This window comes from Actinophytocola sp., from assembly GCF_036378875.1.
GTDB lineage: Bacteria > Actinomycetota > Actinomycetes > Mycobacteriales > Pseudonocardiaceae > Actinophytocola.
Genome location: NZ_DASUVO010000105.1, coordinates 1 through 14117, shown reverse-complemented (window position 1 = coordinate 14117; position 14117 = coordinate 1). Strand labels below are relative to the sequence as shown.

12 protein-coding genes and 1 rRNA gene are annotated in these 14117 nt (G+C 70.3%); 1 reads left to right on the top strand and 12 read right to left on the bottom strand.

What is annotated here, in order from left to right; all coding sequences use genetic code 11:
- Positions 1-317: 317 nt before the first annotated feature.
- The 5 genes from VF106_RS32245 to VF106_RS32225 form a co-directional block, all read right to left on the bottom strand.
- Positions 318-944: an NUDIX domain-containing protein gene (locus VF106_RS32245; protein WP_330843674.1), complete on the bottom strand. Its 627-nt coding sequence runs from the start codon at positions 942-944 to the stop codon at positions 318-320.
- The gene (gene pyrG, locus VF106_RS32240; RefSeq protein WP_330843673.1) at positions 941-2638 is read right to left on the bottom strand and encodes a CTP synthase; all 1698 of its coding nucleotides are present in this window, start codon (positions 2636-2638) and stop codon (positions 941-943) included. The genes VF106_RS32245 and pyrG overlap by 4 nt, the downstream gene beginning before the upstream one ends.
- A 164-nt stretch (positions 2639-2802) precedes the next feature.
- On the bottom strand, positions 2803-3744 hold the full coding sequence (locus VF106_RS32235) for a copper transporter (RefSeq protein ID WP_330843672.1): 942 nt from the start codon (positions 3742-3744) through the stop codon (positions 2803-2805).
- A complete protein-coding gene (steA, locus tag VF106_RS32230) occupies positions 3741-4925 on the bottom strand; it encodes a putative cytokinetic ring protein SteA (RefSeq protein WP_330843671.1) in 1185 nt (394 codons plus the stop codon). The genes VF106_RS32235 and steA overlap by 4 nt, the downstream gene beginning before the upstream one ends.
- An 80-nt stretch (positions 4926-5005) precedes the next feature.
- The gene (locus tag VF106_RS32225; RefSeq protein ID WP_330843670.1) at positions 5006-5599 is read right to left on the bottom strand and encodes a TetR/AcrR family transcriptional regulator; all 594 of its coding nucleotides are present in this window, start codon (positions 5597-5599) and stop codon (positions 5006-5008) included.
- Between the two features lie 55 nt (positions 5600-5654).
- Here VF106_RS32225 and VF106_RS32220 point away from each other — a divergent pair, with 55 nt between their 5' ends.
- On the top strand, positions 5655-6077 hold the full coding sequence (locus VF106_RS32220; protein ID WP_330843669.1) for a hypothetical protein: 423 nt from the start codon (positions 5655-5657) through the stop codon (positions 6075-6077).
- A gap of 262 nt (positions 6078-6339) precedes the next feature.
- On the opposite strand, the gene recN is transcribed toward VF106_RS32220, so the two are convergent.
- The 7 genes from recN to rrf form a co-directional block, all read right to left on the bottom strand.
- A complete protein-coding gene (gene recN / locus VF106_RS32215) occupies positions 6340-8130 on the bottom strand; it encodes a DNA repair protein RecN (protein WP_330843668.1) in 1791 nt (596 codons plus the stop codon).
- Between the two features lie 59 nt (positions 8131-8189).
- Positions 8190-9083, bottom strand: a complete 894-nt coding sequence (locus tag VF106_RS32210) for an NAD kinase (RefSeq protein WP_330843667.1) — start codon at positions 9081-9083, stop codon at positions 8190-8192.
- The gene (locus tag VF106_RS32205) at positions 9080-9886 is read right to left on the bottom strand and encodes a TlyA family RNA methyltransferase (protein WP_330843666.1); all 807 of its coding nucleotides are present in this window, start codon (positions 9884-9886) and stop codon (positions 9080-9082) included. The genes VF106_RS32210 and VF106_RS32205 overlap by 4 nt, the downstream gene beginning before the upstream one ends.
- Positions 9887-9890: 4 nt before the next feature.
- Positions 9891-10058: a hypothetical protein gene (locus VF106_RS32200; protein ID WP_330843665.1), complete on the bottom strand. Its 168-nt coding sequence runs from the start codon at positions 10056-10058 to the stop codon at positions 9891-9893.
- Positions 10059-10062: 4 nt separating this feature from the next.
- On the bottom strand, positions 10063-10935 hold the full coding sequence (locus VF106_RS32195) for an HAD-IIA family hydrolase (RefSeq protein ID WP_330843664.1): 873 nt from the start codon (positions 10933-10935) through the stop codon (positions 10063-10065).
- Positions 10936-10966: 31 nt separating this feature from the next.
- Positions 10967-13879 (bottom strand): hypothetical protein, encoded by a 2913-nt coding sequence (locus tag VF106_RS32190; protein WP_330843663.1) that lies wholly within the window; start codon positions 13877-13879, stop codon positions 10967-10969.
- A 97-nt stretch (positions 13880-13976) separates the two neighbouring features.
- Positions 13977-14093: ribosomal RNA gene (rrf, locus tag VF106_RS32185) — 5S ribosomal RNA — on the bottom strand.
- Between the last annotated feature and the right edge of the window lie 24 nt (positions 14094-14117).

Sequence of the window (14117 nt, the reverse complement as noted above, 5' to 3'; positions counted from 1 at the left end):
TAGTGTGGAAATCGGGGGACCCCCTGGCGCACGAATGGACCATTCGCTCGGGTTCGGTGGGTGAAACCGTTCCCCGTTGCCGTTCTCACCCGCTTGACTGTCGGGGGTCGCCCGTACGCTGGAAACCGGGGGCCGGAGGCCGTCGGTGTCCAGCGTACGCGGCGGGGCTGTGGCCGTCTGAACGCGGAGTCTGGGCCGGAACCGGACTCCGACCCGGAGGCCCAACGCGCCGTCAAAGCCGGGCTCCGACGCCCGAAGCATTTCGGGGCCACGAATTCAAGGGGCGGAACCCGGGGCCAGACGAAGCCCCGGGCCGCTCAGCTCTGTCGGGACGGGAAGCGGGTTGGTTGGTCCTCCCAGGGTGCGCTCGCCGGGCGAGGGGTGGTGTCCGACGTGCGGATCGCTTGTGCGGCCAGGATTCCGCCTACCGCGGCGCCGTTCACGATTTCGCCGGCCAGTGCCATGCGGACGGCCTCGGCGAAGGGGAACTTGCGGGCCACCAGGTCCGCCTCCTCCTCGCCAAGCAGCTCGCGGTCCACAGTAGACAGACCGGTGGCCAGGTAGACCCGCACGACCTCGTCGGTGAAGCCGGGGGACGCGGCGACGTCCACGAGCACCGACCAGTGCTCGGCCGCCAGGCCGACCTCCTCGACCAGCTCGCGCTTCGCGGTCTCCAACGGGTTCTCGCCGAGGTGGTCGATCAGGCCGGCGGGCAGTTCCCAGATCCGCCGGCCCAGCGGGTGGCGGTACTGGTGGATCAGCGTCACCTGGTCGTCGTCGTCCAGGGCGAGGATCGCGACCGCGCCCTGGTGCTCGACGACCTCGCGGGTGGCCGGTGCGCCGCCTGGCATCGCGACCTGGTCGGAACGTAACGCGAGGATCCGTCCGACGTAGACGTCCGATGTCGATAGAACGGTGAAGTTGTGCTGACCGGGCTCGGTCACGAAAGCGCTCCCGACGGTTCTGGCAGCTCCACCGGCAACCGCTCGGCCGCCTTGCGTGCCAGTGCGGCGCCGACGAAACCGGCGAACAGCGGGTGCGGGCGCGTCGGACGGCTCTTCAGCTCCGGATGTGCCTGCGTGCCGACGAAGAACGGGTGCACGTCGGTCGACAGCTCGACGTACTCGACGAGGTGACTGTCCGGCGACAGCCCAGAGAACACCAGGCCCGCCTTCGACAGCTTGTCCCGATAGGCGTTGTTGACCTCGTAGCGGTGCCGGTGCCGCTCCGACACGTCCTTCTCGCCGTAGGCCTTCGCCACCACCGAACCCGCCTTGAGCCGCGCCGGGTACGCGCCGAGCCGCATCGTGCCGCCCATGTCCCGCTCCCCCGCGACGACGTCCTCCTGGTCGGCCATCGTGGAGATCACCGGGTGCTTGGTGGTCTCGTCGAACTCCGACGAGTTCGCCTCCGCGATGCCCGCGAGGTGCCGCGCGGTCTCGATGACCATGCACTGCAGCCCGAGGCACAGGCCCAGCACGGGAACCTTGTTGACGCGGGCGTACTGGATGGCGCCGATCTTGCCCTCGATGCCGCGCACCCCGAACCCGCCGGGGATGAGCACACCGTCCACGCCGGACAGCATGGCCGCGGCGCCGGCGGCCGTCTCACACGTGTCGGACGCGACCCACACGATGTCGACCTTCGCGCGATGCGCGAACCCACCGGCCCGCAACGCTTCCGTCACCGACAGGTACGCGTCCGGCAGGTCGACGTACTTGCCGACGATCGCGATCCGCACCGTCTCCTTTGGATTGTGCACACGGGACAGCAGGTCGCCCCACACCGTCCAGTCCACGTCGCGGAACGGCAGACCCAGCCGGCGCACGACGTACGCGTCGAGGCCCTCGCTGTGCAGGACCTTCGGGATGTCGTAGATCGACGGCGCGTCCGGCGCGGCGACGACGGCGTCGATGTCCACGTCGCACATCAGCGCGATCTTGCGCTTGAGCCCGCTGGGGACCTCGCGGTCCGCCCGGCACACGACCGCGTCGGGCTGGATACCGATGTTGCGCAGCGCGGCGACCGAGTGCTGCGTCGGCTTGGTCTTCAGCTCACCGGACGGCGCGAGATACGGCACGAGCGACACGTGCAGGAAGAAGCAGTTGTCCCGGCCCACGTCGTGCCGGACCTGCCGCGCGGCCTCGAGGAACGGCAGCGACTCGATGTCGCCGACGGTGCCGCCGATCTCGGTGATGACCACGTCCGGCGCGTTGCCGTCCTCGCCCGGCTCGGCCATGCCGCGGATGCGGGCCTTGATCTCGTCGGTGATGTGCGGGATGACCTGCACGGTGTCACCCAGGTACTCGCCGCGCCGTTCCTTGGCGATGACGCTCGAGTACACCTGACCGGTGGTCACGTTCGCGGCGCCGACCAGGTCCCGGTCGAGGAAGCGCTCGTAGTGCCCCACGTCCAGGTCGGTCTCGGCGCCGTCCTCGGTCACGAACACCTCGCCGTGCTGGAACGGGTTCATCGTGCCGGGGTCGACGTTGAGGTACGGGTCGAGCTTCTGCATCGTGACCCACAGCCCGCGGGCGGTGAGCAGCTGACCGAGACTCGACGCGGTCAGACCTTTGCCGAGCGACGAGGCGACACCACCGGTCACGAACACATACTTGGTGGTACGTGAATGTTGCACCAGGGACGCCCCCCGTGGCCGAGCCTTGGGCCCATATCCGTTACTGGCGATACCGTTCGCAGCGGGGCTCCCCGCCTGACTCTCCACGGGGTTTCACCGTATCACCTGCTACTCGGATGGGAACCAGTCGCACCCGGCGTGGCGCATGGTTACCGACAGTGGCCTCATTCTTGCGTAGCGCCAGGTGCCGGGTGTTCGGCGTTGCCGGCGTCGCCGTAGCGGCCGGACTCCCCCTCGAGCTGCTCGTGCAAGGCGAGGACAGTGACGATCCGACCAGCCGAGGTGTGCACGTTGTCTACTGTGGACAGGATGCTGGTCGCGGCGGTGTCCGCACGCACCACACCCACCGGCCCGGTGCCGCTCGCCGAGCCCGCGGCACCAGACAGAACCGTGCCGGCGCCGGCACGATCGACCTGCGCGGCGAACCGTGCGATGGTCGCCGCCCGGTCCCCGGCGGCGTCACCCGTCGCGGCGCCGCCGGTGAGCACGATGGCGAGCTGCGCCGGCCGGACCTCCTGGCTCGCCTTGACGAAACCACCCTCGGTGAGCCCCGCCAGCGCGGCGGCGATCTCCTCCGATGAGGCCTGTGGCTTGTTGTTCTCCTTGCTGATCAGGACGAGCGGGCCAACGAGGCCACCCGCGAGCGTGCCGGGGTCGGACGCGGTCGGCAGCTTGACACCGGCCGGCAGCAGCCGCACGACGATGTCCCTGAGCCGGTCGGCCCGGCGCGGATCGCTGAACGCCTCGGTCAGCTGCAGCTCGCCGGTCACCGTGGCGCCGGCGTTGGCGACGAGGGTCTTGATCGCGTCGCGGTCCGCGGGGTTCGCGTCAGCGGTCGTGATGAGCACCACGGTGCGTTGCGCCAACTGTCCGTGCACGGCGACCGGACCGAGCGAGGTGGCGAAACTGTCGGCGGCGGCGAGCCGCGCGGCCTGGGCGTTCTTGTCGTTCTCCAGGTCGGCGACCTGGCTGGCCAGGTCCTCGTTCTCGTCGTTGAGGCCGGACAGGAGCGACCGCGACAGGGTCGTCGAGCCGAGCACGACGCCGACGGCGAGCGCGAGGAACACGGCGGCGATCGAGATGACGTGGTAGCGCAGCGTGATCATGAGAAGACTCCCCCGATCCAGTTCATGACGGATTGCCAGGTGTCGCCGATCCACTCGCCGTACGCGCGGCCGACGCCGGAGACCGCGAGCCCGACGGCCACCGCGATGAGCGCGGCGAGCACGAGCACGACGACCGCGCCGATGGAGACACGGGCGCGGTGCAGGGTGGCGACAGCATGGGCGTCGACCACCTTGCTGCCGAGCTTGAGGCGGGTGAGGAAGGTCGAAGGGTTGGAGCCGGACCGGCCCCGGTCGAGGAACTCGTGCAGGGTGGCCTGGAAACCGACGGTGACGACGAGGTCGGCGCCGTGGGTGTCGGCGAGAAGCAGGGCGAGGTCCTCCGAGTTGCCCGTCGATGGCAGGGTGACCGCGCCGATGCCGAGGTCCTGGACGCGCGCCAGCCCGGGGGCGTGCCCGTCCGTGTGCGCGGGCACGACCACCTCGGCGCCACAGCGGAGCGTCTCCGTCGACAACGCGTCCGGGTCACCCACGATCACGTCCGGGCGATACCCGAACTGACGCAGCGTGTCGGCCCCGGCGTCGACACCGATCAATACCGGCCGGTGCTCGGCGATGTAGCGCTTGAGCCGTTTGAGGTCCTCGATGTGCCCGCGACCAGGCGCGACGACGAGCACCTGCCTGCGGTGGATCGGGACGCTCAACTCGGGCACGCCGACACCGTCGAGGATGAGCGTCCGCTCCCGGCGCAGGAACTCGATCGTGTTGGCGGAGAACGCCTCCAGCTGGGCGGAAAGACCGGCCTTCGCCCCGATCATGAGGTCGGCGATGGACTCGATGGTCTGCCGGGTGCCGCGCCCGACCTCCCGGTCACCGACGAAGACGCCCCCGTCGTGCAGCCGAACCCTGCTGCCTTCCTTGACGGCATTGATGATGTCGGGACCGACTCCGTCGATGAGCGCGATGCCGGCGTCGACGACGATTTCCGGCCCGAGGTTCGGAAACCTCCCGGAGATCGAGGGCGCCGCGTTGACGACCCCGGCGACATCGGCCCTGACGAGGGCATCCGCGGTGGCCCGGTCGAGATCGACCTGCTCGAGGATCACGATGTCACCGCTGGAGATCCGGCGGAGCAGGTCGCTCGTGCGCCGGTCGACCCGTGCGATGCCGATGAGCCCAGGTCTGACCTGACGGAATCGAGCACGAAGACCGGTGAGCTTCATGTGCCGATAGTGTCAAATGGACAGTGGTGGTTCTCACCGCCACGCCAGGAAATCACCCGCAAGTGACCACTTGCGACAGTTCACGATGGACGGTCGACGGTCCACCCCTTGACCATGGCGACCAGGGCACCCTCGTACCCGGCGGCGATGTCGAGCCCCGGCGGCACGCTCCCGGCGAACTCGATGGACACGAGCCCGTGCGCGACCCCCCAGCAGGCGAGGGCTATCTGCTCGGCGGGCACGGTCGCGAGCACCCCGGCCGCCTGCCCGCGCCGCACAGCGTCCACGAGCGGCTCGATGGTGCGCGCCGCCTCGGCCCCGGCGTCCGAGTTCGGCTCGTCGAGCCCGGAGAAGAGAATCCCGTAGAGATGCGGCTCGTCCCGAGCGTATTCGCGATACGCGATCCCGAGCCGAACGATGTCACGCACCGGATCATCAGTGACGGGCACCCGCGCGAGGCGCTCCCCGAACCGCCGCACGGCCTCGCGGTAGAGACTTTCGAGCAACCCCGCCTTGCTGCCGAACAGGGAGTAAACCGCACTCGTCGACGTATCGGCTCCGGAAGCGAGCCGACGCAGGTTCAACGCATCGACCCCATGGTCGAACACGAGCGCGGCGGCGCCGTCGAGCAACCGCGCCCGCAACGCGTCGTCATACAGCTTTGGCCTTCCCACGCCGACAAGTGTATCGTAACAGCGTTTCGTAACGTTGTTACCAAAGGAGCGACAGGTGCAGACCCTGTTACTGAGCCCGGCGTCCCGCTACATCGCGGGCGCCGTGCTGCTGACGATCGTGGGCATCGAGTTCGGCGGCTGGTTCATGACCCAGATCGTGCGAGGCAAGGTGGCGATGACCCCGTTCCAGAAAGCATTCGCCCGCGCCGGCCACGCACACGCGGGTGTGCTGGTGACATTGAGCCTGGTCACGCTGGTGCTGGCAGACGCGGCAGCACTGGACGGCGCATTGGGCTGGCTGGCGAGGATCGGCACCCCGGCAGCAGCGGCCCTGATCTCGGCTGGTTTCTTCTTCTCCTCGATGGGCCGAGGCGAGATCGTCCGCCCGAACAAACTGATCTGGCTGGTGTGGCTGGGCGCCCTGTCCCTGGGAATCGGGGTGGTGACGCTGGGCCTGGGCCTACTCACCACGAGCTGAAGCGGCGAACGCATCATGGCCGATGTCTCAAGGATGCCCCCGGGGACGGTGAACACCCCGAGGGTGCCCTTCCGGGATCCCAGGGCAGGCCTGACCTGCGAAGTCGGTGTCCGCCGAGGGCCTGCCCTCAGAACCCAGTCAGGAAGCCGCGCCGATAGCACCGACGGCCACAAAACGCCCTGGCCAAGCCAGGCCCATTGCCAAGCCAGGCCCCCACTCCCCCCGGCCCCGGCCCCGGCCAAGCCCCAACAACCCAGCACAGCTACCGCCGCTTCCGCCCCTTCCCACGAGTCGCCTTCTTGTCCGCCTCCGCGACAGCGAGCAACTCCTCGGCGTGCGCACGCCCAGTCTCCGTGGAGTCCATGCCAGCCAACATCCGCGCCAGCTCGCGCACGCGATCCTGCTCGTCCACGCGACGGACGTCGCTTCGCGTGACCCCGCCGGCGGCCTGCTTGTCCACCACCAGGTGACGATCGGCGAACGCGGCCACCTGGGCCAGGTGTGTCACCACGATCACCTGGTGGCTGGATGCCAACCGGGCCAGCCTGCGGCCGATCTCCACCGCGGCGCGGCCGCCGACGCCGGCGTCCACCTCGTCGAACACGAGCGTCGGCACGGGGTCCGAGTGCGCCAGCACCACCTCGATCGCCAGCATCACCCGCGACAGCTCACCGCCCGACGCCGCCTTGTGGACCGGCAGCGCCGTCGCGCCGTCGTGGGCGCGCAGCCGGATCTCGACCTCGTCGACGCCGTCGGGGCCGGCGTGGGCGAGTGCTTCCCGGCCCTCGCCGCCGGCTACGCGCAGTGCGTGGGCCTCGTTCGGTTCAGCCCATCGGGTGCTCACGATGACCTCGATCGCGGCCTGTCCCATGGCCAGGCCGCCGAGCTCGACGGTCACCGCCTGGGCGAGCTTGTCGGCGGCCTCCACACGCAGCACCGTCACCTGCTTGGCGCACTCCGCCAGCGACACGGCCAGCTCGTCGCGCTGCCTGGCCAGCTCGGCCAGTGCCTCCTCCGAGGTGTCCAGGCCGGCGAGGCGCTCAGCGGCGTCCTTCGCCCAGGCCAGCACGCCGTCCACGTCGGCGGCGTACTTGCGGGTGAGCTGCTTGAGCTCCGACTGCCGTGCCAGCACCTGCTCCAGCGCGGCCGGGTCCGCGTCGAGCGAGTCCAGGTAGCCGCTCAGCTCCGTGCCGACGTCGACCAGCAGCGCTTCCGCCTCAACCAGCCGGGGCTCGAGGTCACGCAGCTTGGGATCCTCCGACGCGGACAACCGGTGCCTTGCGTCGGCGATCAACCCCAACGCGCCGGGCACGTCCGGGTCACCTTCCGGCGAGCCCGTCACCGCGTAGGAGGCGCCGGTCGCGGCCTCACGCAGCTGGTCCGCGTCGGCGAGCCGCCTGGCTGTCGCCTGCAGTTCGTCGTCCTCGCCGGGTTGCGGGGCGACGGCCTCGATCTCGGCGAGGCCGTGCTTGAGCAGGTCGGCCTCCCGCGCCATCTCGCGGGACCGCGCGGTCCGCTCGGTCAGCTCCGTGCTGGCCCTAACCCACTCCTCACGCACCCTGCGGTACTCGGCGAGCGCGTTGCCCAGCTCCTCACCGGCGAACCGGTCCAGCACGGACCGCTGCTCGGCCGGCCGCATCAGCTTCAGCTGGTCGTTCTGCCCATGCACGGCGATGAGCTGCTCGGACAGCTCCGACAGCACGCCGACCGGCACGGACCGGCCACCGAGGTGCGCTCTGGACCGGCCGTCCGCGTTGAGGCTGCGTAACGCGATCAGCGTGCCGTCCTCGTCCGGCTCGGCGCCCGCGTCGCTCGCGACCTTGGCCGCGGCACTGCCCGGCGGCGCCGAAAAGCGGCCCTCCACCGACGCCTTCCCCGCACCACTGCGGATCTTGGACACCTCGGCGCGGCCACCGGACAGCAGGTGCAGCCCGGTGACGACCATGGTCTTGCCCGCACCCGTCTCACCGGTGACCACGGTGAGACCCGGGTCCAGTTCGAGGGTGGCCTCGTCGATCACGCCAAGGCCCTCGATGCGCATCTCGGCCAACACAGCGCGCACTTTATCGGTTCCCACCGACAAAAGCTCGCACCACCGCTAGTGTGTTCGATTCAGGTCCGTGGGCTGCGCCAACCCTGCACGGGCAGCTCGAACTTCTCCACCAGCCGGTCGGTGAACGGCCCCTTCCGCAGCTTCACCAGCCGCGCCGGGATCTTCCCGCCGCCCACCTCGACCCGTGCGCCCGGTGGCAACACGAACGTACGGCGACCGTCGCAGCACAGCACGGCGGGATGTCCGGACGGGTCGACCTCCACCGCGATCTGCGACTTCGGCGACACGACGAGCGGCCGGGCGAACATGGCGTGCGCGTTGCTCGGCACCACCAGCAGCGCCTGGACGTCCGGCCAGACCACCGGCCCGCCGGCGGAGAACGCGTACGCGGTCGAGCCGGTCGGTGTCGCGCACAGCACGCCGTCGCAGCCGAACGAGGACACCGGCCGGTTGTCGACCTCGATCCGCACGTCCAGGATCCGCTCGCGGCTGCTCTTCTCCACGCTGGCCTCGTTGAGCGCCCATGTCCGCGCGATCTGCCGGTCCCCCAGCGTCGCCCGCACGTCGACGGTCATCCGGTTGACCACCTCGTAGCGTTGCTCGACGACCTGCGCCACGGCTTCCTCGAGCGCGTCGGGGTTGGCCTCGGTGAGGAAGCCGACGCGGCCCATGTTCACCGCCAGCATCGGCACCTCGGCCGGCCAGGCCAGCTCCGCCGCACGCAGCAGGGTGCCGTCGCCGCCGAGCACGAACACCAACTCGGCACCCTCGGCCGCCTGCGCGTTGGCCGGCACGACCCGTTGGTAGGTCGAGTGGTCCAGGTCGGGGGCCTCTCGCTCCAGCACACGAAGCTTGATCCCCCCGTCGGCGAACCAACCGGCGATCTTCGCGGCGGCCTGGCGGGTGTCGTTGCGGCCGGTGTGCACGACGAGGAGCACCTCACGTGCGGTCATTGCGGCCCCTCTCGAACGGCTGTATTCACGAGATCTATTACGGCTGCGTCGTCGAGAGGGTTCCCACGACGTAGCCATATGAAGTATTCGACATTTCCCGACGGTCCGGGGAGTGGACTGGCGACGACGCCGTGCGGCCGCAGCCCCAGTTCGCCGGCCGCGGCCAGCACGGACCGCACCGCGTCGGCCCGCAACGCGGGGTCCCGGACCACTCCGCCCGCGCCGAGCCGTTCCTTGCCCACCTCGAACTGCGGCTTCACCATCGGCACCAGGTCGGCGTCCTCGCCGGCGCAGGCCAGGAGCGCGGGCAACACGAGCCGCAGCGAGATGAACGACAGATCGGCGACGACCAGGTCGACGGCTCCCCCGGTCTGTTCCGGTGTGAGCGCGCGAACGTTGGTCTTGTCGAGGACTGTGACGCGGTCGTCAGTCCGCAGCCGCCACACCAGCAGTCCCCGGCCGACATCGGCGGCGACGACCTGCTTGGCACCGCGCCGCAGCAGCACGTCGGTGAAGCCACCGGTGGACGCGCCCGCGTCGAGACAGCGGCGACCGTCGACCTCGATCGGGAACGCCTCCAGCGCGCCGATCAGCTTGTGCGCACCACGGGACGCCCAGTCCGGGTCGTCGTCGAGGTCGCGGACGACGACGGCCGCGTCGGTCTCGACGCCGGTGGCGGGCTTGCTGGCGACCGTGCCGCGAACGGTCACACGGCCGTCCGCGATGAGCTGTGACGCGTGCTCACGGGAGCGGGCGAGACCACGTCGCACCAGCTCGGCGTCGAGCCGGGTCCTCCTCGGCACCGGCTCAGTCCGTGTCGATGCTGGTGAGCGCCTCGTTCAGCGCCACGTGCACGGCGTCGAACCGGCTGACATGCTCGGTCAGCGGTACGGCGTCGAGATTCTCGGTGCCCGCGATCGCCTCGTCGATGTCGCTGGTGTCGACCTCGGCGGTCTGGTCGGTGTCCAACTGCACGCTGTCACGCTACTTCATGCTCGAGGCCCAGGCGGGTAAGTGCGTCCCGCACCGAGCCGGGCCAGTCGCCGCCGGGGTCGAGACGCACCTCCTCGTCGGTGACGGCGCCGACGTCGCGGGCGATGTAGGTGGGTCGCATGCTCTCGGGCGCGTCGAGGAGTTCCTGCGCGGTCGAGACACCCGACAGCACCAACAGCGAGTCGAGCCCGGCCGCGACCGCGCCCGCGATGTCGGTGTCCAGCCGGTCGCCGACGACCAGCGGGTTCCTGGCGTTCGCGGATCGTTGCGCCTCGTCCATCAGCGGTGTCGCCGGTTTCCCCGCGATGACAGGTTCACTGCCGGTGGCCGTCCTGAGCGCGGCGACGAACGAGCCGTTGCCCGGTAGCGGGCCACGCTCGGTGGGCAGCGTGGGGTCGATGTTGCAGGCGACCCAGAGCGCGCCGGCCCGGATCGCGACACACGCCTCGGCGAGGTCCCGCCAGCTGGTGTCCTTGCTGAGCCCCTGGACGACGGCCTGGACCCCGTCGCTGTAGGTGCGGGTGGTGGTGAGGTCCTTCAGCTCGACCTCGTGCACCAGCGCGTCAGAGCCCACGACCAATACGGTCGTCTTGGGTTGCAGCTTCTCCGCGAGCACCGTGGCCGCGGCCTGCGCGCTGGTGCTGACCTCTTCAGCCGTCGCCCGCACACCGATCTCGGTCAGATGACTTGCGACTTCGGCGGGTCCACGGGAGGCGTTGTTGGTGACGAAACGGACCTTCGTGCCGCGTTCCCGCGCGGCGTCCACCGCGTGCGTGGCGCCGGGAATGACCTCGGCACCGCGGTAGATGGTGCCGTCGAGGTCGAAAAGGAGCGCGTCGTAGTGGTCGAGAAGGTTCACGGCCGCTCCCGTGCTCGATGGTGCACGCCGGTCACGACGCGCTCAGGGCGGTGGCGCGCTCGGCGGCGTCGGTCTCCTCGTCGAGGTCGGCGTCAGCGGCGTTGAGGAACCAGCGGATGGCGTCCTCGGTGCGCCCGGCGGCCTCGAGGTTGTCGGCGTAGGCGTAGAAGAGACGTGCGCTCCACGGCTCCCGCCGTTCGGCGTCGAGGTCGGGCCCCTGAAGCGCGACGACCGCCGCGTCGAGCTGCCCGAGGTCCCGACGAGCCCCGGCCGCGACGATCCGCAGCTCGACAGCGACGTCCGTCGGGAGGTCCTTGGCCTCGGCGGCCAGCTCGAGTGCCCGCTCGGGCCGGCCGAGGGCGCGCTCGCAGTCGACCATGACGGGAAGATGGGTCTGCGCACCGGTCATGCGCCGGACGGCACGGAACTCGCCGAGCGCCTCGGCCCACTCCCCGGCGTGGTAGGCGGCGATACCGGCCGCTTCCCGAACCACCGCGACCCGGGAGGCACGGCTACGGGCGAACCGCGCGTGTGCGAGTGCGAGCTCGGGGTCCTCGTCGATCAGCACACCGGCGGCGACCAGGTGACGCCCGACCAGCTCGGCCACCGACTTGGAGAGACTCCGCAACTCACGTCGCGCGTCGGGATCGAGGTCGGCGAAGGCGATGTCGTCGGGAAGCTCGGGTTCCTGGTCGCGGCGGTACTCCTGCGGTGGCGCGGCTTCCGCGGCGTCCTCGGGCACATCCTGGCCGGCCGTCGGCTCGGCGGACTCATCCGCAGCGACGTCTGCCGCTGGGGCGGGCTCCTCGTCGACCACACTCGCTGCATCGTGGGCGGCGTCCTCGGACACATCCTGGCCGACCGTCGACTCGGCGGACTCATCCGCAGCGACGTCTGCCGCTGGAGGGGGCTCCTCGTCGGCCGCACTCGTTGCGTTGTGGGCGGCGTCGTCGGGCGAGTCCGATGGGTCGCTCGCTGCCTCCACGTCGGCAGGAGGTGTGGGCTCCTCGTCCGTTGTCGAGCTGACTCCGTGGCTCGCTGCGTCGTCTGCCGCCGCCTCAATGGGCTGTTCAGGAGCGTCGTCGCGGTCTGCTTCGGAGGTTTCGGCTGCGTCAGTGCTCGAGGCGAGCGGGGTGGCCTCGTCGTCGGCCGGTGCCGTGGGCACCTCGTCATCATCGATGCCGGACGTGGCCTGGATGCTCGCCGCGTCGTCTGACGCGTCGCTGAACTGCTGGTCGGTGTCGTCGCGGTCTGGCGCCGCCGTGACCGCGTCCGAGTCGACACCGTGTGCCGTTACCTCCTCGTAGGCGGGGAGGTCGTCCACGTCGTCGCGCTTGCGGTAGCCGTTCGAGCGACCATCGCCGCCCGTGGTGGCGCGGTAGTGGTTGCGGCGAGCGAAACCGCTCGTCGGCTCCTGGATGGGCTCTTCCGCACGCGGAGTCTCGGCGTAGCCGTCCGAACGGCTGCTGCCGCGCGAGTCGCTGCTGCCGCGGCTGCCTCGGTCTTTGTCGAAGCGGTCGTTCCGGGTGCGGTCCTGCCGTTCCTTGCCGCCGCGGTAGCCGTTCGAGCGGTCATCCCTCGGTTGGCGGCCACGGGGTGCGCCTTCCCGGTCCGAGTGGTAGCCGCCGCCTGAGCGGTTGTCCTGTCGGGAGCGGTAGCCGCCACCGGAACGGTCGTCACGGTCCTCGCGCCTGTTCGGGCGGAAACCGCTGGAGCGGTCGTCACGGGAGGTGCCTTGGTCGTCCCGGAAGCGGTTGGGCCGGTAACCCGTGCCACCGCCGCCGGAACGGTCACGGTCGTCGCGGTCATCGCGGGAGCGGTTCGGGCGGTAACCCGTGCTACCGCCGGAGCGGTCACGGTCATCTCGATCGTCGCGGGAGCGGTTGGGCCGGTAACCCGAGCTGCCACCGCCAGAGCGGTCGCGGTCGTCACGGTCGTCGCGGGAGCGGTTGGGGCGATAGCCCGAGCTGCTGCCGCCGGAGCGGTCGCGGTCATCGCGGTCGTCACGGAAGCGGTTCGGGCGGTAACCGGTGCCACCGCCGGAACGGTCATCTCGATCGTCGCGGGAACGGTTCGGACGGTAGCCCGTGCCACTGCCGGTGGAGCGATCGCGGTCATCGCGGGAGCGGTTGGGCCGGTAACCCGAGCTGCCACCGCCAGAGCGGTCGCGGTCATCGCGGTCATCGCGGAAGCGGTTGGGGCGGTAACCCGTTCCACCGCTTCCGGAGCCGTCGCGGTCGTCACGAGAACGGTTGGGGCGGTAGCCGGTGCGGCCGCCGGCGGTGCGGTCGTCGCGGTTGTTGTCGCGGTAGTTGCGGTTTTCCCGGTAGCCGCGATCCTCGCGAGTGCGGTCGTCGCGGTCCGACTGGCGGTTGCCGGAGAAGTCCCGGCGGTTGTCGCGCGAGGCCGGACGGTAGGGGCGGGAGTCGCGGTCCTGGTCGCGGGGTCGATCCCTGTTCGGGCGGTAGCCGCCTCGATCATCCCGCTCCGGGCGGTCCTGACGGCGGTAGTCGCGGTCCCCGGCCGGCCGGCCGGTCCTGTCGCGGTCCTTGTTGCCGCCGCGGTAGCCGCCTCGGTCGGTGTTACCTCGGTAGCCTTCGCGGTCTCCCCGCTGGTCGCGGTCGTTGTTGCTGCGGGGGCGACCGTAGTTTCCGCGGTCCTGGCGGTAGCCGTCGTCGCGGGACGGCGCAGATCGGTCTGAGCGGAAGTCGCGGCCATCGCGGGAACCGGAGTTCGGGCGGTCGTCACGGCCCCGGTAGTCCGGACGGCCGCGGTCCTGCTTCGGGTAGCCGCGGTTGTCTCGGTTACCTCGGGTGTCTCGGTCTCGGGTGGGGCGGTAACCGCCACGGTCGCGGCGGGCGCCACCCTGGTCGCTGCGGTTGGAGTCGCGGTCTCGGTTGCGCGCGCCACCGCTCTCTGACTCATCGCGGTTGCGGTCCGACACTGTTCCTCCTGTGCTGGGGGTGGACGCTGACCTCTATTGAACATCTTGGGCATGCCAAGAGGCCCTCCGGGGTACGGAGGGCCTCTTGCGAAGTTACGTCCGGCGGTGTCCTACTCTCCCACACCCTGTCGAGTGCAGTACCATCGGCGCTGGCAGGCTTAGCTTCCGGGTTCGGAATGGGACCGGGCGTTTCCCCACCGCTATCGCCGCCGAAACACTATGAAACAACACAACCACT

Bases quoted from the DNA above. Each gene is read 5' to 3' on its own strand.
- VF106_RS32210 (WP_330843667.1), bottom strand. From the start codon at position 9,083: ATGACCGCACGTGAGGTGCTCCTCGTCGTGCACACCGGCCGCAACGAC.
- steA (WP_330843671.1), bottom strand. From the start codon at position 4,925: ATGAAGCTCACCGGTCTTCGTGCTCGATTCCGTCAGGTCAGACCTGGG.
- VF106_RS32235 (WP_330843672.1), bottom strand. From the start codon at position 3,744: ATGATCACGCTGCGCTACCACGTCATCTCGATCGCCGCCGTGTTCCTC.